The organism is Streptococcus sp. 1001283B150225_161107_H12, assembly GCF_015552665.1.
Lineage (GTDB): Bacteria > Bacillota > Bacilli > Lactobacillales > Streptococcaceae > Streptococcus.
The window spans coordinates 53,093-72,797 of sequence record NZ_JADNFC010000005.1; the positions used below are offsets into that span (position 1 = coordinate 53,093).

The following is a 19,705-nucleotide window of genomic DNA, read 5'->3' on the forward strand; positions in this document are numbered from 1 at the left end:
AAAACTATTGGTCAGAAATAGTCAAACTTTTATAGTTTCATTATAGCAGTATTCTAAAAGTTTGCAAGAATTTAGTATGAAGTCCGGTTTTAGGCATGGAATAAAGAGGAAAATAGCGGAAAAGTTGATTTTTATTGGAATTTCCTCCTTCTTTTATGATAAAATAGGAGAGTAGAAAGTAAATAGGAGAATCAAAATGGAATCACATTTGGTACGAATTATCAGCCGTTTGGAAGCGATGACGAAAGACGGTGGAAACTTAAAACGTAATTTTGAACGTGAAGGGGTTGTAGTTGCTGAAGTAGCTTACAACTATGATGAAGAAAATGGATCAGTATTTACTCTTCGTGATGTAGAAGCGCGTGAGACCTATACATTCGATAGCATTGACTTAATCGCAATGGAGATCTACGAATTGTTGTACTAAGAAGTATCAATCAAGAGTCTAGAGCATCTAGTCTCTTTTTTGTTGGAAGAAAATAGTTATAGTTTCTTCTTATAACCTTGTCTAATCAAGAAGTGTTAGGAGCAGGTTCACAAATCTGATATAATAGAGAAGATATTGAATAGAAAAGAGATTGAGATGACACATGTAATTGATGGGAAGGCCTTGGCAGTAAAATTGCAAGGGGAATTGGCTGAGAAAACCGCTCGCTTAAAGGCTGAGACTGGTCAGGTCCCAGGCTTGGTAGTGATTTTGGTGGGAGAAAACCCAGCTAGCCAGGTCTATGTCCGCAATAAAGAACGGTCAGCTTTGGCAGCAGGATTTCGAAGTGAAGTGGTTCGAGTACCAGAAAGCATTTCCCAAGAGGACTTATTAGCCCTCATTGACCGCTACAATCAGGATCCACTCTGGCATGGAATTTTGGTTCAGTTGCCTCTACCAGCCCATATCGACGATGAGGCAGTTTTGTTAGCCATTGATCCTAATAAGGATGTCGACGGCTTCCACCCTCTCAATATGGGACATCTTTGGGCAGGAAATCCAGTCATGGTTCCCTCTACACCAGCAGGGATTATGGAAATGTTCCGGGAATATGATATCGATGTCGAAGGGAAAAATGCAGTCGTCATTGGCCGTTCCAACATCGTGGGGAAACCGATGGCCCAGCTTCTCTTAGCAAAAAATGCAACGGTGACCTTGACCCATTCGCGGACTCATCATTTGGCTAAAATTGCTAGAAAAGCCGATATCTTAGTGGTGGCGATCGGTCGTGCCAAATTTGTTACAGCTGACTTTGTCAAAGAGGGAGCGGTCGTTATCGATGTCGGGATGAACCGTGATGAAAATGGGAAGCTCTGTGGAGACGTGGACTATGAACAAGTAGCTCCTCTGGCTAGTCACATCACTCCGGTTCCAGGTGGCGTTGGTCCTATGACCATTACCATGCTCATGTCTCAGACCTATGAGGCAGCTGTTCGGGCTTTAAAGAAATAAACCAGCTTGGATGGATTCGGGACAGTGTTTGTAGCTGTAGAATGTTTAGAAAGATTTTTAAGGTAGGAACTTCGCTTCCTACCTTTTTTTAGCCTAAACGTGGTAAAATAGAGGGAGAAAGAGGGGACGCTTATGTTAAGAGTTGACCAAACATTGCTGCAACAAGTTATCCTTAGCCGTCAGTCAGATTCCTATAAGGGAGACTATGGGCGTCTGCTCTTGATTGGAGGGACTTATCCCTATGGTGGAGCCATTATCATGGCAGCCCTCGCAGCGGTTCATAGTGGAGCGGGCCTTGTCACGGTTGCGACAGACCGAGAGAATATCCCTGCCCTCCATAGTCAGCTACCTGAAGCCATGGCATTTGCTGTGACGGACCAAGAATTGTTGGCTGAGCAAATCGCAAAAGCAGGGGTTATTTTGTTGGGGCCAGGACTCAATGCTAATGAGCTAGGGGCACACCTTGTAAAGCTAGTTTTTGATAGGGTTCAGCCTCATCAAGTGCTCATTCTAGATGGTGGAGCCATTAGCCTCTATACTCGCTTAGGACTTTCTCTTCCTCCAGCTCAACTGGTCTTTACTCCGCATCAAAAAGAATGGGAGGCCATGTCAGGTCTAGCAATCGCAGACCAAGGGGAAGAAGCAACAAGGCAGTCTCTGTCCCAACTTCCTCCAGCAAGTATTCTGGTCCAAAAGGGTCCCCAGACCAAGATTTGGCAACAAGGGCAAGCCGATTATTACCAACTAACCGTTGGAGGGCCCTACCAGGCAACTGGAGGAATGGGTGATACCTTGGCAGGCATGATTGCAGGTTTTGCGGGTCAATTTCCGCAAGTTGGTCTCTATGAGCGCGTGGTAGTTGCCAGTCACCTTCACTCGGCCATTGCAGACGATTTAAGCAAGAATGCCTATGTGGTTTTACCGACCGCGATTAGTCGAGAAATTCCAAAATGGATGAGGGGAATATGCCTTTCCAACTGCCAATAAACAATCAAGCCTCAGATGATGAAATCTGGGGCTTTTTCCGTAGGTAGAATCAGCTTTTTCCGCTTATTTTTGGTATAATTTATACTAGAATTTTCCGTGTGAAAGGGGAACTATGTCAGAGTATTTATCGGTATCCAGTCTGACCAAATACCTCAAGTTAAAATTTGATAAAGACCCCTATCTAGAGCGGGTCTATTTGACGGGTCAGGTCTCGAATTTCCGTAAGCGTCCCAATCACCAGTATTTTTCTTTAAAGGATGAAAAAGCTGTGATCCAGGCGACTGTCTGGGCAGGGATTTATAAGAGTTTCGGCTTTGAGCTAGAAGAAGGCATGAAGATCAATGTCATCGGTCGGATCCAACTCTATGAACCAAGTGGCAGTTATTCCATTGTCATCGAAAAGGCGGAGCCAGATGGCGTCGGCGCTTTAGCTATACAGTTTGAGCAGTTGAAAAAGAAACTCCAAGAAGAAGGTCTTTTTCAAGAGAAGTTCAAACAGGCTATCCCCCAGTTCTCCAAGAAAATTGGGGTTATTACCAGTCAGAGTGGGGCCGTTATTCGCGATATTATTACTACTGTTTCGCGGCGCTTTCCTGGCGTGGAGATTCTCCTTTTTCCAACCAAGGTACAAGGAGAGGGAGCTGCCCAAGAAATTGTCGCCAATATCCAGAAGGCCAATAATCGGACGGACCTCGATGTCTTGATCATCGGTCGTGGTGGTGGCTCCATCGAGGACCTATGGGCCTTTAATGAAGAGCCAGTTGTGCGGGCTATTTTTGAGTCTAGAATTCCCATTATTTCCAGTGTGGGGCATGAGACAGATACTACTCTGGCAGACTTTGTCGCAGATCGCCGGGCAGCAACTCCTACAGCTGCGGCTGAGTTGGCAACGCCTGTGACCAAGTTGGACCTGCTCAATCATTTGCAGAAGCAAGAAGGGCGGATGGCAACCGCTATGCGCAACCGCCTGGTCTACAACCGGGAGCGCCTGCAGAAACTGAGCCAATCGGTCATCTTCCGTCAGCCAGAGCGGCTGTATGATTCTTATCTGCAAAAGCTGGATCAGATTCAGCTACGATTGAAACAGGCTGTGTCAGAGTCGGTTACCAGAAATAGCCACCAGTTACAAGAACTCCGTCATCGATTAGCTTCCCAAGCGCCACAGCATCAGCTCGAGCGTTATCGAGACCAGATTCTCCAGATGGAGCGATTGCTGACCTTGAAAATCAAGGAGCTCTATCAGACAAAAGCAGCAGAAGCCAAGCGCCTATCGGAAGCTCTCTTGATGCTGGATACCAGTCGCATCGTAGCTAGAGGCTACGCCTTGGTACAGGCTGGAGATCAGGTTTTGGATAGCGTGGATACAATCAAAGAAAAGGATGCCTTGACGCTAGTCATGCGGGATGGGCAAGTAGAAGTAGAGGTAAAGCATGTCGAAAGAAAAGAAATTTGAAGAAAATTTAGCTGATTTGGAAGCTATTGTCCAAAAGTTAGAGAGTGGGCAAGTGCCCCTCGAAGAGGCCATCTCAGAGTTTCAGAAAGGAATGAAGCTATCAAAAGACTTGCAAGAAACACTTGATCAGGCTGAAAAGACCTTGGTCAAGGTGATGCAAGCAGATGGCTCAGAAACGGAACTAGTATGATTCTAGAAGAAAAATTGCAAGGGGTTGAAAAAGCGATAGAAGGCTTCTACGAGGCTAAACAAATCGCTCCCCGCTTGGTAGAATCCATCCTTTATTCAGTCCATGCAGGGGGGAAACGGATTCGACCTTTGCTCGTATTGGAGTTGCTGGAAGCCTTTCATGCTCCCATCCTTGAGGCTCATTTTCAGGTGGCAGCCGCTCTTGAAATGATTCATACGGGAAGCTTGATCCATGATGATTTACCAGCCATGGATAATGATGATTATCGTCGTGGTCAATTGACCAACCATAAAAAATTTGGGGAAGACCTAGCCATCTTAGCAGGAGACTCGCTCTTCTTAGATGCCTTTGGCTGTGTGGCAGAGGCAGACCTTCCAGCTTCTATCAGGGTGCAACTGATTGCCCTGTTATCGGATGCTTCAGGGACAGCTGGGATGGTGGCGGGCCAAGTCTTGGATATGGAAGGGGAAGGGGCGAGCCTGACCTTGGACCAGTTGCAAGTCATCCATGCTAATAAGACCGGGCGACTGCTTGCCTATCCATTCCAAGCAACAGGGATCCTCTTGGGGCTTGAGCCAGCTATCGCGACTCTCTTAGAGGAAATTGGCCTCCATTTAGGCTTGGCCTTCCAGATTCGGGATGATATTTTGGATGTGACTGCTGATTTTGCTTCTTTAGGGAAAACCCCTCAGAAGGACCTGCAAGCTGAAAAATCGACCTATCCTGCCCTCCTCGGTCTAGATGGAGCTCAGGCTTATTTGGACCGGGAGCTAGATGCCTGTGAGGACTTGCTTGATCGCATCTCTCAGCAGGTAGACTTCGACGGGACTGGAATCAAAAAGATTATAGAAAGACTTAGAATTCATGGCGAAGGAAAGAGTTGACGTACTGGCCTACAAGCAGGGACTTTTTGAAACCCGGGAGCAGGCCAAACGCGGTGTGATGGCTGGTCTGGTCGTTGCGGTCCATAATGGCGAGCGCTTCGATAAACCAGGCGAAAAAATTGATGAAGCGACAGAATTAAAACTCAAGGGTGAAAAACTCAAATATGTCAGTCGTGGTGGTCTCAAGTTAGAAAAGGCTTTGGACCTTTTTGAGATTGACCTGCAGGATAAGGTAACACTGGATATTGGAGCTTCTACAGGGGGCTTTACGGATGTCATGCTCCAAAATGGAGCTGCCTTGGTCTATGCAGTGGATGTAGGGACCAATCAGTTGGCCTGGAAGCTTCGTCAGGATCCTCGGGTCATCTCGATGGAGCAGTTCAACTTCCGCTATGCGACGTCTGAGGATTTTGAGCAAACTCCAAGCTTTGCTAGCATTGATGTTAGTTTTATTTCCCTCAACCTCATCTTGCCAGCCCTCCATGGGATTTTACAAGAGGGAGGCCAGGTGGTTGCCCTTGTCAAACCCCAGTTTGAAGCTGGTCGGGAGCAGATTGGGAAAAATGGGATTATCAAGGATGCCAAGGTCCACTTGTCCGTCCTGGAACAGGTTCAAGGCTTTGCCTTAGAACATGGCTTCTCCGTCTTGGGTGTGGATTATTCACCGATTCAAGGGGGCCATGGCAATATTGAATTTTTACTTTATTTAGAAAAAAATACTGGGCAAGATCGTCTTCAACTGCAAGAGTTTGCGGCAGTTGTCGAAAAAGCCCATACTGACTTTAAACATGAATAGTAAACAAAACCGATTAGAAAAAATACGCCGCTTTATCCGAGAAAATAAAGTGGGTACTCAGGATGCCATTGTCGAACATCTGAGAGAAGCTGGAATTTCTGCGACACAAGCGACTGTTTCCCGAGATATCAAAGAGTTGGGGATTATTAAAACGCCTTTAAAAGGTTCAGCCTATGTCTACGAATTGCCACGCGTCCAACATAGTGGAAAATTAGCAGAAAATAATCTTCAATCCTTTGAACGCATGGGGAGTTTTTTGACCCTCAAGCTTGTCCCAGGGACAGCCTATCTAGTCAAGCGACATCTACAAGAAGATTTTGATGACATCATCTTTAGCATGATTTCAGACGACAATAGTATTTTGATTGTGGCCCGCTCGGAAGAAAAGGCTCAGTTTATCGAACAACGATTGATGGAATGGTAGGAGAGAGATGCTATTAGAAATTTCAATTAAGAACTTTGCCATCATTGAAGAAATCGCTCTGAATTTTGAAACAGGGATGACGGTTTTAACCGGTGAAACTGGAGCAGGAAAATCCATCATTATCGATGCTATGAATATGATGCTGGGGAGCCGGGCAACAACCGATGTGATCCGTCACGGTGCTCCTAAGGCTGAAATTGAAGGCCTCTTTGCCATTGACGAAAATCCTGCCCTTCAGCAGTTATTTGAGGAGCAGGGCTTAGAATGGACAGAGGAGTTGATTATTCGTAGGGAAATTTTCCAGAATGGTCGGAGTGTCAGCCGGATCAATGGGCAGATGGTTAACCTCTCCGTTCTCAAGGCCGTTGGCCAGCATTTGGTAGATATTCATGGCCAGCACGATCAGGAAGAACTGATGCGGGCTCCCTTGCATATCGCTATGCTGGATAGCTTTGGGGAGGATACTTTTTTTGCGACTAAGAAGGCCTATAGAGAGACCTTTGAGAATTACAAGGCCTTGCGCAAGCAGGTCTTGCAGATCCAAAAAAATAACCAGGAAAACCAAGCTCGGATCGAAATGCTGGAATACCAAATTTCGGAAATCGAGGCGGCAGCCCTGTCCCTAGATGAAGATGTCCAGTTAGAGCAAGAACGGCAACGCCTGCTCAATCATAAGATGATTGCAGATACCCTAAGCAATGCTTATGCCATGCTGGATGCAGAAGACTTCTCCAGTCTTAACAATGTGCGGTCGGCCATGAATGATCTGCAAAGCATCGAAGAGTATGATGCAGAATACAAGACCTTATCTGATCAAATGGCCGAGACCTACTATACTCTGGAGGATTTGACCAAGCGCTTGGAGGATCTGGTAGATGGATTGGACTTTGACGGCAACCGCTTGATGCAGGTGGAAGCTCGACTAGACCTAATCCATTCAATTACTCGTAAATATGGTGGTCAGGTAAAGGATGTCCTTGATTACCTGGAGCAAATTAGCAAGGAATATAGCCTATTAACAGGAGGAGGGACCTCTTCTGAAGACTTGGAAAAAGAACTCAAGTCTATGGAAGGACAGCTGGTTGCCCTGGCTAAAGAACTGAGTCAAAGGCGTCATGCCTTGGCCCAAGAGCTGGAAGCAGAGATCCAGCAGGAATTGGCAGATCTCTATATGGAAAAAGCCCGTTTCCAAGTGCGTTTTACCCCATCTAAGTTTAATCGGGAAGGAAACGAAACGGTTGAGTTTTATATTTCAACCAACCCTGGAGAGGACTTTAAGCCTTTAGTAAAAGTCGCCTCAGGTGGGGAGTTGTCCCGTCTTATGTTGGCCATCAAGTCAGCCTTTTCGCGTAAAGAAGGCAAGACCAGTATTGTCTTTGACGAGGTGGATACAGGAGTATCTGGTCGGGTGGCGCAGGCTATTGCTTCGAAGATTTATAAAATTGGACGTTATGGTCAGGTGCTAGCCATCTCTCATTTGCCTCAGGTCATTGCAGTAGCTGATTACCAATTCTTTATCGAAAAGGTGAGCGATGAATTTTCAACGGTCTCGACCGTTCGCTTGCTCAGTCATGAAGAGCGGGTCGAAGAAGTCGCTAAGATGCTTGCTGGTGAAGATGTGACAGAAGCAGCCCGCATGCAGGCAGAGCAATTGCTAAAACGGCCGTCCTAAGAAGAAAGGAACCGATATGGAAAGCTATTTCGTAGTGGGAGACATTCATGGAAAAGCCGGTATGCTAGAGGAACTGATGACCCATTGGGATGCTCAGTCCCAGCTGGTTTTTCTCGGAGATCTGATAGACCGTGGGGAAGATAGTCGTAAGGTTATCGAACTGGTCAAAGATGTTGTCGAACAGCAAGGGGCCATCTGCCTCTCTGGAAACCACGAATACATGTTTCTAGCCTGGATCGATAATCCGACCGAGCGCTACGACCATTACCGACGAAATGGTGGTGACACGACCATCAACTCTCTACTTGGTCGTCCCCTCACGGCTCCAGTAGATGGCGTGGAGGATGCTCGGCGCGTGCAAGAGACTTGTGGGGATCTCATCGCTTTCATCCGTTCGCTTCCTTTTGTCTATGAAACTGAACACTATATTTTTGTGCATGCTGGCCTTGACTTGACCTTGCCTGATTGGCATGAAACGACGGATTACCAAAAGGTCTGGATTCGCCAGCCCTTCCATGAAGCGGCCAATCAGACAGGAAAGACCATTATTTTTGGCCATACCCCGGTTCACTATCTCTTGGATCAAAAGATTGGAACCAAGGAGCTCTGGGTGACCAAAGATGGGAAGATTGGCATGGATGGCGGGGCTGTATATGGTGGCGTCCTCCATGGCATTCTCTTTGATGAAAGTGGAATGAAGGCAGATGTTGCTTTGGTTAATGATGGCTTTGCAGCTATCGAAGATTAAGTAAAAAGGACTTTGTCCCACAAAAGCCTAGAAAATTTGATATAATAGAGTGGATATATCTAAGAAAAGATTGTAGGAATGTTATGTCACAAGTAAAAATTGTTACAGACTCATCCGTAACGATTGAGCCTGAAGTTGTTAAAAAATACGGAATTACCATCGTTCCCCTCTCCGTCATGGTGGACGGTGTCCTCTATTCAGATGCGGAATTAACAGAAGGACAATTCCTTCAGTTGATGAAGTCCAGTAAGAACCTTCCAAAGACTAGTCAACCTCCAGTAGGTGTGTTTGCGGAAGCCTTCGAAGGTTTGGCGGAAGAAGGGGCGCAAATTATTGCGATCCATATGTCCCATGCCTTATCTGGTACAGTGGAAGCTGCACGTCAAGGCGCTACCTTAGCCAATGCAGATGTCACGGTGATCGATAGTAGCTTTACAGACCAAGCCATGAAGTTCCAAGTGGTAGAAGCAGCGAAAATGGCTCAAGAAGGAGCTAGCGTAGAGGAAATTGTAGCCCGCATTGAAGAGGTCAAGCAAAAATCTAGACTCTACATTGGGGTTTCTACTCTGGAAAACCTGGTGAAAGGAGGCCGGATTGGCCGCGTAACTGGTTTATTGAGTTCCCTTTTGAATATTCGGGTTGTCATGGAAATGAAGAACGATGAACTGCAACCGATTGTCAAAGGACGCGGACAGAAGACTTTTAAAAAATGGTTGGACGAGTTGATTCAAGACTTATCTGGTAAAGAAATCGCTGAGATAGGGATTTCCTATGCTGGTGGACCTGACTTTGCTAACCAAATGAAGGCGCAATTACAGCCTTTGGTTGCAACTCCGATCTCTGTTTTGGAGACAGGTTCAATCATTCAAACCCACACTGGGGAAGATGCATGGGCAGTTCTTGTCCGATTTGCATAGAAGCCCGTCAATAAAGGAATTTATTCCTAGATAAATGTTGATAAAAACAAGTTTAGTACTTGACCTAAAAGCATTTTTTAGATATGATAGAGATGTTAAGGGTAAAACCTAAAAAAATTTGGAGGATTTGTTAAATGGCTAACAAACAAGATTTGATCGCAAAAGTGGCAGAAGCTACAGAATTGACTAAAAAAGACTCAGCAGCAGCAGTTGACGCTGTATTTGCAGCTGTTTCAGAATACCTTTCAAAAGGTGAAAAAGTTCAATTGATCGGTTTCGGTAACTTTGAAGTTCGTGAACGTGCAGCTCGTAAAGGTCGCAACCCACAAACTGGTAAAGAAATCAAAATCGCTGCTTCTAAAGTTCCAGCATTCAAAGCTGGTAAAGCTCTTAAAGACGCAGTTAAATAATTGTGATTACAAAGGTTCCTTCTAGCTTGCTAGAAGGAACTTTTTGTTTTAGAGTAGTTTCTAGACAGGGCCTATAAATAGGAGTATAATAGAAAAAAGTGAGAAATGGAGGGTGGACCATGAGATGGATTGTTGGAATCTTTGTTCTGCTCATGATTAAGCCAATTCTTTATCTATTGAAAGGTCTCTGGTTTATTGCGGAACTCTTCTTTATGTTCCTCTTTGTCAAAATTTTACTAGGAACCATGAGATGGATCCTTAGTTGGGGAAGTTAAGATTAGATATAAAAAAGTGTGGGAGTAAAGGAGCTTGATTCGAGCTGATTTAATCCTGCACTTTTCCTTATTTACAAACATTCTAATTAGGCAAAATGTGGTATTCGTGATATAATAGTTTTAAAGAAGACACAGAAAGGGGAAAGACTATGCTAGCTTGTTTAAGGCTCGATTCCGTTCAACAAGAAAAAGTGGAAGATGTATTGCAACACCTGCGTGAAAAATCTGTACGGATTACAGAGACGCGTCGGGCTGTCCTTTCCTATCTTGTCAAAAGTCAGGAACATCCAAGTGCGGATGCCATCTATCAGGACTTGAAACCAGCCTTTCCCAATATGAGTCTGGCAACCGTTTATAACAATCTCAAGGTCCTTATTGAAGAAGGCTTTGTCTCTGAAATTAAAGTTCGTAATGATACCACGACCTATTTTGACTTTATGGGACACGATCATTTAAATCTGATTTGTGAGTCTTGTGGGAAGATTGATGATATTGATATCGAAGTTCCAGACGTGAGAGCAGAAGCGAGAGAAAAAAGTGGCTACGTCATTACCAAGTGCCAAACTACAGTTTATGGCCTTTGTCCGGAATGCCAGAAGCAATTGTAGGCAAACCTCTTTTTAGAGGTTTTTTTGTTTAGTCTTGTTTGTGGAAAGAGGGTGGAAGAGGCAGGATTTAGAACCTGGAGAGAGCGACTTGTAAATGTCCATGAAAAAGAATTGATAAAATTTTCACGAAATCTTCGATCTAGCTCTGTTAAGACTAGATTTTTCCCTCAAAATCTAGTAGAATAGAATAGATAAACGAGGGTAACCTCGGAAAATAAAAGGAGATCCATCTAATGGTAAAATTGGTTTTTGCTCGCCACGGTGAGTCTGAATGGAACAAAGCTAACCTTTTCACTGGTTGGGCTGATGTTGATTTGTCTGAAAAAGGTACACAACAAGCGATCGACGCTGGTAAATTGATCAAAGAAGCTGGTATCGAATTTGACCAAGCTTACACTTCAGTATTGAAACGTGCGATCAAAACAACTAACTTGGCTCTTGAAGCTTCTGACCAATTGTGGGTTCCAGTTGAAAAATCATGGCGCTTGAACGAACGTCACTACGGTGGTTTGACTGGTAAAAACAAAGCTGAAGCTGCTGAACAATTTGGTGATGAGCAAGTTCACATCTGGCGTCGTTCATACGATGTATTGCCTCCAAACATGGATCGCGATGATGAGCACTCAGCACACACTGACCGTCGTTACGCTTCACTTGACGACTCAGTGATTCCAGATGCTGAAAACTTGAAAGTGACGTTGGAACGCGCTCTTCCATTCTGGGAAGATAAAATCGCTCCAGCTCTTAAAGATGGTAAAAACGTATTCGTAGGTGCACACGGTAACTCAATCCGTGCCCTTGTAAAACACATCAAAGGTTTGTCAGACGACGAAATCATGGATGTGGAAATTCCTAACTTCCCACCATTGGTATTCGAATTTGACGAAAAATTGAACGTAGTTGATGAATACTATCTTGGTAAATAAGATAACATAATTTGTTATCCATAAAAAAGCTGACTTAAGTCAGCTTTTTTGCTTGTCCGTCGCAGAGCTAGCTGTTTTTTGGTTTTCAGCACTCTTTAAAAGTGTTATAATAGAGTGTTACTAAATTGGGTTCCATTAGCCCTGAAAGGAAAAGAAACATGACAAAATCATTCTACATCACAACCCCTATCTATTACCCATCTGGTAAATTGCATATTGGTTCAGCTTATACAACGATCGCATGTGACGTCTTGGCGCGTTACAAACGCATGATGAACTACGATGTTTTCTACCTGACTGGTCTCGACGAGCATGGTCAAAAGATCCAGCAAAAAGCAGAAGAAGCTGGCATCACGCCGCAAGCTTATGTGGATGGGATGGCGGTTGGAGTGAAGGAACTCTGGCAATTACTCGATATCTCATACGATAAATTCATCCGTACGACAGACGACTACCATGAAAAAGTGGTGGCCCAAGTCTTCGAACGCTTGCTGGCTCAAGATGACATCTACCTGGGTGAATACTCTGGTTGGTATTCAGTCTCTGATGAAGAGTTCTTTACAGAAAGCCAATTGGCTGAGGTTTACCGTGATGAGAATGGCAAGGTCATCGGTGGGGTAGCCCCATCAGGCCATGAAGTAGAATGGGTTTCTGAAGAATCTTATTTCCTTCGCCTCAGCAAATACCAAGACCGCTTGGTGGAATTTTTCAAATCCCAACCGGATTTCATCACGCCGGATGGTCGTCTCAATGAAATATTGAAAAACTTTATCGAACCCGGTTTGGAAGATTTAGCGGTATCTCGGACCACCTTTACTTGGGGAGTTCCAGTACCATCCAATCCAAAACACGTGGTCTACGTTTGGTTTGACGCCCTGCTCAACTATGTGACAGCTCTTGGTTATGATCAAGAGCAGCATGGCAACTTTGACAAGTTCTGGAACGGAACAGTCTTCCACATGGTCGGAAAAGACATCCTTCGTTTCCACTCCATCTACTGGCCAATCCTTCTCATGATGCTCGATATCAAGTTGCCAGAACGTTTGATTGCCCATGGTTGGTTTGTCATGAAAGACGGTAAGATGTCTAAGTCTAAAGGAAATGTCATCTACCCAGAGATGTTGGTTGAGCGCTATGGTTTAGATCCACTTCGCTACTACCTCATGCGTAGCCTTCCTGTTGGTTCAGACGGGACCTTCACTCCAGAAGACTATGTAGGCCGCATCAACTATGAATTGGCCAATGACCTTGGAAACCTCCTCAACCGGACGGTAGCCATGATCAACAAGTACTTTGGTGGTCAAGTTCCAGCTTATGTCGAAAACATCAATACATTTGATGCAGATTTGGCTAAGGTGGTTGAAGAAAACATCGCTGAATACCACAAGCAAATGAACGCGGTTGATTACCCACGCGCTTTAGAAGCCGTATGGAACATCATCTCTCGTACCAACAAATACATCGACGAGACAGCTCCTTGGGTCCTTGCCAAAGAAGATGGTGACAAGGAACAATTGGCAGCGGTCATGGCGCACTTGGCAGCTAGCCTTCGTGTCGTGGCTCATTTGATCCAACCATTCATGATGAACACCTCAAATGCCATCATGGAGCAACTTGGCTTGGGCTTGGACTTCGATCTTGAAAACTTGACTCTAGCAGGCTTCCCTGAAAATGTCACAGTGGTTGCCAAAGGAACTCCAATCTTCCCACGTCTCGATATGGAAGAAGAAATTGCCTACATCCAATCTCAAATGACTGCTGGAAAACCACAAGAAAAAGAATGGATTCCAGAAGAAGTGGAACTCAAGTCTGAAAAAGATGAGATCAAATTTGAAGACTTTGATAAGGTTGAAATCCGTGTAGCAGAAGTCAAAGAAGTGGAGCGCGTCGAAGGATCCGATAAATTGCTTCGCTTCCGCCTAGATTCAGGAGATGGCGAAGACCGTCAAATCCTCTCTGGTATCGCGAAATTCTATCCAAATGAACAAGAATTGGTCGGCAAGAAACTCCAAATCGTGGCCAACCTCAAACCACGGAAGATGATGAAGAAATATGTCAGTCAAGGCATGATTCTTTCCGCAGAACACGGGGATCAATTAACAGTCCTAACCGTTGATCCATCTGTTCCAAATGGAAGCATCATTGGTTAAACGATAGACAAAGAAGAAGCTCTCCTGGAAGGGAGGGCTTTTGTTGTGACGAAATGGTTCCCGTCATTGAGTTTTACAAGGATGGTAGATGAGTCCTATTAGCAATGAATGTTAATGGAGACTTCCGCAGTGAGAAAAGAGTCTGAAACGTTATCGTTTCAGACTCTCGGAAGATTTGAGACAGAAGGCTCAAATCTTAGTATGGAATCCCAAAGGGATTCGCTACCGTCCGTCCTCACCTAAGGAAAGTCTCCGAATATAGTTTCTATTCATCAGGCCGGTATTCCAGGATATCTCCAGGCTGGCAGTCGAGTTCTTTGCAGATGGCTTCAAGGGTGGTGAAGCGAATGGCTTTGGCCTTGCCTGTCTTGAGAATGGAGAGGTTAGCGGTGGTGATGCCGATTTTGTCGGCTAGCTCGTTGGATTTCATTTTGCGCTTGGCCAGCATGACATCTAGATTGACGATAATCATGGCACCCTCCTTAAATGGTTAGCTCATTTTCTTCGGCGATTTCAATCCCTCTCTCTAAAATCTTGCCAAGGACCCAGACAATTGGGACAGCAAGGAGAAGCCCTGTGTTAAAGGTAAATTTGAAAGTGAAGGGAAGGAGATAAGCATCGCCACTGGTTTCAAGTGTGCCAGACATAAAAGACAAGACCAAGAGAATCTTCCAAGCTCGGTTGCAAAGATCAATGTTGGAATGAGAAAAGATCTTTTCTTGGTAGAGATTTTTGAGGAAGCTGCGAATGGTGATGAGAAGGTAAATATAGATAGCGCTTGAGGCTAGTGGGAAGAGCAACTGCCAGAGGGGTTGCAGATGTTTGGGGAAGAGCTGGATGCCATTTACCTCAAAGGACAAACGTCCAGATTGAATGAGATCCTTAAACACTCCCATCCGGGAAAGCAGGTGGACGACCAGTGCAGCCAGGGTCATAAAGCCACAGAAGTAAATGAAAGCCGTTAAGACTTCAATGACATTTTTTAAGGTTTTTGAGTTTTTCATCGCAAGCCTCCTTAAAGTTTTTTTATTTTTCACTTATAGTATACTCCTTATAAAAAATAAGTCAATAAAAAAGTATCGAATAACGATAAATAATTTATGAATTTCAGTCAAAATTTACTTTAAATAGAATTTAAGGTATACTATTAGGTAACTACCATTTCAAGGAGGTGTTGAAATGATCAAAAAGTTAGATAAGAAATATCTTTGGATGATCATCGCTTTTGTGAGTGCAGTGGTTCTAATCGGAGGAGTCTATCTCTACTCTAGCTCCAATATTCAACCGGATCATCAAAAAGAGTTCAAACAGACTTCGAAGACCTCATCTTCATCTAAGGAAAAAGCCATCGATCTGTCTGGCGAATATGTCTCTAGTGCGCGTGATAAGGCCAAGATTAAAAAAGATGGGAAATCTTGGAAGATTGATTACGAGACAGAAGATGGTCCTATATCAGCAACTTTCTCAACGGATTTCAAAGTAGAAGGTGCCAATAAAGTTTCTACTAGTCAGATGAAAAAGTCTGACGGGAATACTGATTTTACCGTCACTGTGCGTATCTTTAAATACAAAGCAGAAAAAGATCCTCTCATTACGGTAACCATGTCAGATAAAGACCCCGATCATGAGATGGTCTTTGCCAATCGGAAGGATTTCTTCAAGTCGACGAATCCAGATGATGAGGTATTGGATGGGGATTTGACAACCTTCTCAGGAAGTTACTCCAATGAATCGATTGAAAAGCAGATCGCAGATTCTGGCTTTAAGTTGTATGGCTATAGTCCAGAAGATTATTACAATCACCGGACTACTATCTTCCCTTCTATCTACTCTGATCAGGATAAGGGATGGAGCTTCTGGAGTGGAGCTAGCAATGTCCAATTTGTCCTTAATAAAGATAAGAAACCGAAGAAAGCTGGATCGACCTATCAGGTTTATTTTGTCCAAGCTGGTACAAATGGAGAAACTCCTGGTCAGGAATTGGTTGTCACCTTGATTCCTGAAAATATTCAAGGTCCTGATGGTGTCGTGTCGCCTTTGAGACGCATCTTCTACCATCAAGCCTCCTTCCAAGCCTACCAAGACAAATGGTGGGAAGCTTATCCAGAGCCTAAGAAGGACGCAGACCTTGATATTGCGGCCATCAATAGTGGAGACTTCTCAAGTCTGGCAGGGACATGGCGCAATGCTAAAGGCCAGGAGATGGTCATCCAAGAAGATGGAACTGTAAAGGGCCAAGGAAGATTAAAAGCAGTGCCGAACTCGGATAAGACAAGTAAAGTCCCTTATGTAGATCTACGTGTGGGAGAAACAGGAGTGGCAGTTGGCCTCTTTAAGATTGGTTTTGAAAATCCTGATGGAGACCAATCAGATAAGAGCAAACCTCGCTTGGTTGTTACCCAATCAGCTGGGAACTATCCAGCGGATCAATACTTCTATCGTCAATAAGATTGAAGAAAAAGTCATTTTTAAAACTTTCCTTAGGTTCAAAACTCCCGAATGCCTGAAACAACTTTGTTTCAGGCACTTTTCTCACGGCGGAAAGTTTTTCATCTTCTTAAATGACTAAAAAATAAAAGTCATTTTTTGAAAATCATCCAGCTGTTTTATGTAAAGCGATAGTATGTCTACATTTAAAACCCAGGAAATTCAATTTCCTGGGTTTTTGTTTTGCTTCAATTGTTTATCACTAAGTGCTGAAGGAGCTGATTATTTCATACTTCAACCTGTCTCTTTAAACTCACTCTTTATGCTCAAGGAGCAGTGGGGAGGTGGTTTCGACTGCTTGTTTGCGCTTGAAAAATGCAGCCATTTGAACTAGGATACGGGGGACTGTTTGCCATTTTTTCCATGCTTGGACACGGGTGTCGATGAGTTGCTTGGCAAGACGTTCCAACATTTCTCGCTCGGTGGGGTCTAGGTCCTGAGTGTTTTGAAAGATATCTTTGATCTTGGAGAAATTTTTCAAGTTCATCAAATCATTAATCGAAGTAACGCCTGCATCCAAGAAGAGGCCAAAGAAGGTATCGAAAAATTTCTTGAGTTGGCTGTCAGGCACTTCTTGTACCCACTGTTTTAAGGTTTGGTCCATCTGCTGGCTATCGGGACTAGTTTGATCCAGTGTCACAAATCCATCCTTTTCAACCATCCAAGTAAAGGCGTCATGCTGGGCAAAGCCACCAAAAGCTCGACTTTTGACGATCGTAGCAGGCTCAGGAACTTCCAGCATCATGCCGACGATAGATCCTTGTGGGACATAGCGATGAATGAGGTGTGCGATTCGTTGGTAGCCCTCTGTTTTGATAATGGACTTGTTGAGACCTGGAGCGTCGTAACAGTAGATGGCATCGACTTGTTTGAACAGCTGATCAGGAAGGTAGGAGCAGGCGTAGGCTGCGAGATTGCCCCCTTTGGAGTGTCCGGCTACCATGAAGTGTCCTTTTGGGAACTCCTTCATGACATGTTGTAGGTAGCTGGCTGCACGTCTCTGAGCTGGGATATGGTCCATGTAGGTCATGTGGAAGTCTTCCTTCCAACCAATCAAGGTATCATCCGTCCCTCTGAAGACAACCAAATAAACATCCATGGTGAGACGATAAGTCATGGCCGCAAACTGTTTCTGAACATCAAAGTCATATTCATCGACATAGTTGAGCAGTTTGATATTCTTAAAGCGTTTCGATGTGGCCAAGCTATCGACTAACTGCAAGTGTTGATCCGTTACGATGAAATTGGTAGTTCGATCGACCAGCTCCGCCGCATCAGACAAGCGGACTTCAATATTGGTCGCATCTCCTTGGGGCACGATCCGATCAAAAGGAAGATAGGTCAGCTCCGTCAGTGCCAGGACATCGACTTCCTTAAAGGGGCGATCATAGATGGAATCATAGGTGACATGGTCTAGATAATCAAAAATCGTGGACATGGGATTCTCCTTTGTATCTGTATGTTCAGTATAGCATAAAATACCTGAAAAGCCCCTTAGTAAAAATAGGAAATAAATGACCACTATGCTATGCTGTCGAAAAATATGTATGCTCCTTGGATAATTTGATATAATGAAAGGGTAACATTCTAGTAAGAAAGAGCAGGAAAGAGCATGCATAAAATTCTTCTTGTCGAAGATGATGAAACCATTCGCCAACAAGTGAAGATCATCATGGAGCAGTGGGGCTTTGAAGTCATTGCAGTTGATGATTTTATGGATGTACTGGGCACCTTTGTCCAGACCAATCCTCACTTGATTCTGATGGATATTGGCCTTCCTCTTTATAATGGCTATCATTGGTGCCAGGAGATCCGCAAGGTGTCCAAAGTGCCGATCATGTTTTTATCCTCACGTGATCAAGCCATGGACATCGTCATGGCCATCAACATGGGAGGAGATGACTATGTGACCAAGCCTTTTGATCCCAATGTCCTCCTGGCAAAAATCCAGGGCCTCCTTCGCCGCTCTTATGAGTTTGGGACTGATCAAGATTTGTTAGAACACCGGGGTGCTATCCTCAATCTCAAATCCATGGATCTGGTCTACGAGGGAGAGGTAGTCAATCTGACCAAGAATGAATTTCAGATTCTTCGTATCCTGTTTGAAAAAGCTGGGAGTGTAGTGGCTCGGGATGACCTGATGAAGGAATTGTGGAACAGTGATTTCTTTATTGATGACAATACCCTTTCGGTCAATGTAGCTAGACTTCGGAAGAAACTTGAAGAAGCAGGACTGGAACATTTTATCGAAACGAAAAAAGGGATAGGATACGGGTTGAGCAATGGATAATCGATTCTTATTTGTTAAACACTATCTGATTTCTCATCGCCGCTATCTCTATTTGATCGGTTTACTCCTTTCATCCCTGGTCTTGTTTGCCTATATATTCGAAGGCTACCGCCATTTTCTCCTTTACCTGACAGGGATTTTGGCTTTTTTGAGTCTGCTTCTGATCATTTGGGATGCAGTGGCTAAGTATCAGGCCTATCGGAAGGAAGTGCTCTATGGGGAGGGGGTAGCTGAGACCCCTCTAGAAAAGGTCTTGAGTCAAAAGCTAGCAGCCAGTCAGCAAGCCCAGCGGGAGCAGACCACAGTGAGCATAGAGACCTACAATGATCTGATGGATTACTATACCCTCTGGGTCCACCAGATTAAGACGCCCATTGCGGCCAGCCAACTCTTGGTTCAAAATATAGAAGACAGTGATCTGAGAAAGCAAATGGAGCAGGAGCTCTTTAAGATTGACTCCTATGCCAATGTGGTCCTCCAGTATCTGAGACTCGAAAGCTTTCACGATGATCTGGTTTTGAAGCGCGTGTCGCTAGAGGACTTGGTCAAAGAAGTCGTACGAAAGTATGCTATTTTCTTCATCCAAAAGGGCTTGATGGTGGATCTGCATGACTTAGATGTCGCCGTCATTACCGATCGCAAGTGGCTCTTGGTCATCATCGAGCAATTGCTGTCTAATAGCCTCAAGTATACCAGCACTGGCGGGATTGAGATCTATTTCAAAGACCAGACGCTTTATATGAAAGATAGTGGGATTGGAATCAAGGATAGCGACATACTCCGTGTCTTTGAGCGGGGATTCTCCGGCTACAATGGGCATTTGACCCAGCAATCTTCGGGACTAGGCCTCTATCTGTCTAAAAAGATTGCCGATCAGCTAGGGCACCAACTCCAAATGACCTCACAAGTTGGCCAAGGGACGACTGTTGCCATACGTTTTGAGGAGAAGAAATTGGTGATGGATTAGGGGAACTCGCCTATACTAATGATTCTCTCCCTAAGCTTCTCTTTTATTTGAAAATGACAAAAATGTAAGGTTAGATTTTAAAA

Annotated in this window: 22 protein-coding genes; 19 read left to right on the forward strand and 3 right to left on the reverse strand. The window is 44.4% G+C overall.

What is annotated here, in order from left to right; genetic code table 11:
• Window positions 1-196: 196 nt before the first annotated feature.
• The 16 genes from I2C87_RS07845 to metG all read left to right on the forward strand — a co-directional run bounded on the left by I2C87_RS07845 (window position 197) and on the right by metG (window position 13,878).
• Window positions 197-427, forward strand: coding sequence for a DUF1797 family protein (locus tag I2C87_RS07845; RefSeq protein WP_006596773.1), 231 nt, complete (start codon window positions 197-199; stop codon window positions 425-427).
• A gap of 156 nt (window positions 428-583) precedes the next feature.
• Window positions 584-1,438: a bifunctional methylenetetrahydrofolate dehydrogenase/methenyltetrahydrofolate cyclohydrolase gene (locus I2C87_RS07850; protein WP_185759636.1), complete on the forward strand. Its 855-nt coding sequence runs from the start codon at window positions 584-586 to the stop codon at window positions 1,436-1,438.
• Between the two features lie 132 nt (window positions 1,439-1,570).
• Complete coding sequence (locus I2C87_RS07855; protein WP_154852230.1) at window positions 1,571-2,425, forward strand: NAD(P)H-hydrate dehydratase; 855 nt, start codon at window positions 1,571-1,573, stop codon at window positions 2,423-2,425.
• A 112-nt stretch (window positions 2,426-2,537) separates the two neighbouring features.
• Entirely contained in the window at window positions 2,538-3,878 is a 1,341-nt protein-coding gene (gene xseA, locus I2C87_RS07860; protein ID WP_195324486.1) for an exodeoxyribonuclease VII large subunit, read from the forward strand.
• Entirely contained in the window at window positions 3,856-4,068 is a 213-nt protein-coding gene (locus tag I2C87_RS07865; protein ID WP_006596769.1) for an exodeoxyribonuclease VII small subunit, read from the forward strand. Before xseA ends, I2C87_RS07865 begins: the two co-directional genes overlap by 23 nt.
• Window positions 4,065-4,952, forward strand: coding sequence for a polyprenyl synthetase family protein (locus I2C87_RS07870; protein WP_195324488.1), 888 nt, complete (start codon window positions 4,065-4,067; stop codon window positions 4,950-4,952). Before I2C87_RS07865 ends, I2C87_RS07870 begins: the two co-directional genes overlap by 4 nt.
• A complete protein-coding gene (locus tag I2C87_RS07875) occupies window positions 4,933-5,748 on the forward strand; it encodes a TlyA family RNA methyltransferase (RefSeq protein WP_048687779.1) in 816 nt (271 codons plus the stop codon). The genes I2C87_RS07870 and I2C87_RS07875 overlap by 20 nt, the downstream gene beginning before the upstream one ends.
• Window positions 5,741-6,172, forward strand: a complete 432-nt coding sequence (locus tag I2C87_RS07880) for an arginine repressor (protein ID WP_048715457.1) — start codon at window positions 5,741-5,743, stop codon at window positions 6,170-6,172. The genes I2C87_RS07875 and I2C87_RS07880 overlap by 8 nt, the downstream gene beginning before the upstream one ends.
• A 7-nt stretch (window positions 6,173-6,179) precedes the next feature.
• Window positions 6,180-7,844, forward strand: coding sequence for a DNA repair protein RecN (gene recN, locus I2C87_RS07885; RefSeq protein WP_195324490.1), 1,665 nt, complete (start codon window positions 6,180-6,182; stop codon window positions 7,842-7,844).
• A 16-nt stretch (window positions 7,845-7,860) separates the two neighbouring features.
• Window positions 7,861-8,592: a metallophosphoesterase gene (locus I2C87_RS07890; RefSeq protein WP_195324492.1), complete on the forward strand. Its 732-nt coding sequence runs from the start codon at window positions 7,861-7,863 to the stop codon at window positions 8,590-8,592.
• Window positions 8,593-8,675: 83 nt separating this feature from the next.
• The gene (locus I2C87_RS07895) at window positions 8,676-9,509 is read left to right on the forward strand and encodes a DegV family protein (protein WP_195324494.1); all 834 of its coding nucleotides are present in this window, start codon (window positions 8,676-8,678) and stop codon (window positions 9,507-9,509) included.
• 134 nt (window positions 9,510-9,643) lie between these two features.
• Window positions 9,644-9,919, forward strand: a complete 276-nt coding sequence (locus I2C87_RS07900) for an HU family DNA-binding protein (protein WP_006596762.1) — start codon at window positions 9,644-9,646, stop codon at window positions 9,917-9,919.
• 119 nt (window positions 9,920-10,038) lie between these two features.
• Window positions 10,039-10,194, forward strand: a complete 156-nt coding sequence (locus I2C87_RS07905) for a hypothetical protein (RefSeq protein WP_193389714.1) — start codon at window positions 10,039-10,041, stop codon at window positions 10,192-10,194.
• Window positions 10,195-10,343: 149 nt separating this feature from the next.
• Complete coding sequence (locus I2C87_RS07910; protein ID WP_125335245.1) at window positions 10,344-10,802, forward strand: Fur family transcriptional regulator; 459 nt, start codon at window positions 10,344-10,346, stop codon at window positions 10,800-10,802.
• Between the two features lie 233 nt (window positions 10,803-11,035).
• On the forward strand, window positions 11,036-11,728 hold the full coding sequence (locus I2C87_RS07915; protein ID WP_195324496.1) for a phosphoglycerate mutase: 693 nt from the start codon (window positions 11,036-11,038) through the stop codon (window positions 11,726-11,728).
• A gap of 158 nt (window positions 11,729-11,886) precedes the next feature.
• A complete protein-coding gene (gene metG, locus I2C87_RS07920; RefSeq protein ID WP_195324497.1) occupies window positions 11,887-13,878 on the forward strand; it encodes a methionine--tRNA ligase in 1,992 nt (663 codons plus the stop codon).
• Window positions 13,879-14,143: 265 nt separating this feature from the next.
• On the opposite strand, the gene I2C87_RS07925 is transcribed toward metG, so the two are convergent.
• Both I2C87_RS07925 and I2C87_RS07930 read right to left on the reverse strand, forming a co-directional pair.
• The gene (locus I2C87_RS07925) at window positions 14,144-14,350 is read right to left on the reverse strand and encodes a helix-turn-helix domain-containing protein (RefSeq protein WP_003006064.1); all 207 of its coding nucleotides are present in this window, start codon (window positions 14,348-14,350) and stop codon (window positions 14,144-14,146) included.
• Between the two features lie 10 nt (window positions 14,351-14,360).
• Entirely contained in the window at window positions 14,361-14,882 is a 522-nt protein-coding gene (locus I2C87_RS07930) for a DUF2975 domain-containing protein (RefSeq protein WP_195214136.1), read from the reverse strand.
• 175 nt (window positions 14,883-15,057) lie between these two features.
• Here I2C87_RS07930 and I2C87_RS07935 point away from each other — a divergent pair, with 175 nt between their 5' ends.
• A complete protein-coding gene (locus I2C87_RS07935) occupies window positions 15,058-16,326 on the forward strand; it encodes a DUF6287 domain-containing protein (RefSeq protein ID WP_195324500.1) in 1,269 nt (422 codons plus the stop codon).
• A gap of 292 nt (window positions 16,327-16,618) precedes the next feature.
• On the opposite strand, the gene I2C87_RS07940 is transcribed toward I2C87_RS07935, so the two are convergent.
• Window positions 16,619-17,803, reverse strand: coding sequence for a DUF2974 domain-containing protein (locus tag I2C87_RS07940; protein WP_195324502.1), 1,185 nt, complete (start codon window positions 17,801-17,803; stop codon window positions 16,619-16,621).
• A 174-nt stretch (window positions 17,804-17,977) separates the two neighbouring features.
• Here I2C87_RS07940 and I2C87_RS07945 point away from each other — a divergent pair, with 174 nt between their 5' ends.
• Both I2C87_RS07945 and I2C87_RS07950 read left to right on the forward strand, forming a co-directional pair.
• A complete protein-coding gene (locus I2C87_RS07945; RefSeq protein WP_048789741.1) occupies window positions 17,978-18,655 on the forward strand; it encodes a response regulator transcription factor in 678 nt (225 codons plus the stop codon).
• Window positions 18,648-19,622: a sensor histidine kinase gene (locus tag I2C87_RS07950; protein ID WP_195324503.1), complete on the forward strand. Its 975-nt coding sequence runs from the start codon at window positions 18,648-18,650 to the stop codon at window positions 19,620-19,622. The genes I2C87_RS07945 and I2C87_RS07950 overlap by 8 nt, the downstream gene beginning before the upstream one ends.
• The last annotated feature ends 83 nt before the right edge of the window (window positions 19,623-19,705 follow it).

Coding starts and splice junctions, on each gene's coding strand:
- I2C87_RS07945 (WP_048789741.1), top strand. CDS start 17,978: ATGCATAAAATTCTTCTTGTCGAAGATGATGAAACCATTCGCCAACAA.
- I2C87_RS07845 (WP_006596773.1), top strand. CDS start 197: ATGGAATCACATTTGGTACGAATTATCAGCCGTTTGGAAGCGATGACG.
- I2C87_RS07915 (WP_195324496.1), top strand. CDS start 11,036: ATGGTAAAATTGGTTTTTGCTCGCCACGGTGAGTCTGAATGGAACAAA.
- I2C87_RS07935 (WP_195324500.1), top strand. CDS start 15,058: ATGATCAAAAAGTTAGATAAGAAATATCTTTGGATGATCATCGCTTTT.
- I2C87_RS07910 (WP_125335245.1), top strand. CDS start 10,344: ATGCTAGCTTGTTTAAGGCTCGATTCCGTTCAACAAGAAAAAGTGGAA.
- recN (WP_195324490.1), top strand. CDS start 6,180: ATGCTATTAGAAATTTCAATTAAGAACTTTGCCATCATTGAAGAAATC.
- I2C87_RS07880 (WP_048715457.1), top strand. CDS start 5,741: ATGAATAGTAAACAAAACCGATTAGAAAAAATACGCCGCTTTATCCGA.
- I2C87_RS07950 (WP_195324503.1), top strand. CDS start 18,648: ATGGATAATCGATTCTTATTTGTTAAACACTATCTGATTTCTCATCGC.
- I2C87_RS07890 (WP_195324492.1), top strand. CDS start 7,861: ATGGAAAGCTATTTCGTAGTGGGAGACATTCATGGAAAAGCCGGTATG.
- I2C87_RS07900 (WP_006596762.1), top strand. CDS start 9,644: ATGGCTAACAAACAAGATTTGATCGCAAAAGTGGCAGAAGCTACAGAA.
- I2C87_RS07930 (WP_195214136.1), bottom strand. CDS start 14,882: ATGAAAAACTCAAAAACCTTAAAAAATGTCATTGAAGTCTTAACGGCT.
- I2C87_RS07940 (WP_195324502.1), bottom strand. CDS start 17,803: ATGTCCACGATTTTTGATTATCTAGACCATGTCACCTATGATTCCATC.
- I2C87_RS07875 (WP_048687779.1), top strand. CDS start 4,933: ATGGCGAAGGAAAGAGTTGACGTACTGGCCTACAAGCAGGGACTTTTT.
- metG (WP_195324497.1), top strand. CDS start 11,887: ATGACAAAATCATTCTACATCACAACCCCTATCTATTACCCATCTGGT.
- I2C87_RS07870 (WP_195324488.1), top strand. CDS start 4,065: ATGATTCTAGAAGAAAAATTGCAAGGGGTTGAAAAAGCGATAGAAGGC.
- xseA (WP_195324486.1), top strand. CDS start 2,538: ATGTCAGAGTATTTATCGGTATCCAGTCTGACCAAATACCTCAAGTTA.
- I2C87_RS07865 (WP_006596769.1), top strand. CDS start 3,856: ATGTCGAAAGAAAAGAAATTTGAAGAAAATTTAGCTGATTTGGAAGCT.
- I2C87_RS07905 (WP_193389714.1), top strand. CDS start 10,039: ATGAGATGGATTGTTGGAATCTTTGTTCTGCTCATGATTAAGCCAATT.
- I2C87_RS07855 (WP_154852230.1), top strand. CDS start 1,571: ATGTTAAGAGTTGACCAAACATTGCTGCAACAAGTTATCCTTAGCCGT.
- I2C87_RS07895 (WP_195324494.1), top strand. CDS start 8,676: ATGTCACAAGTAAAAATTGTTACAGACTCATCCGTAACGATTGAGCCT.
- I2C87_RS07850 (WP_185759636.1), top strand. CDS start 584: ATGACACATGTAATTGATGGGAAGGCCTTGGCAGTAAAATTGCAAGGG.
- I2C87_RS07925 (WP_003006064.1), bottom strand. CDS start 14,350: ATGATTATCGTCAATCTAGATGTCATGCTGGCCAAGCGCAAAATGAAA.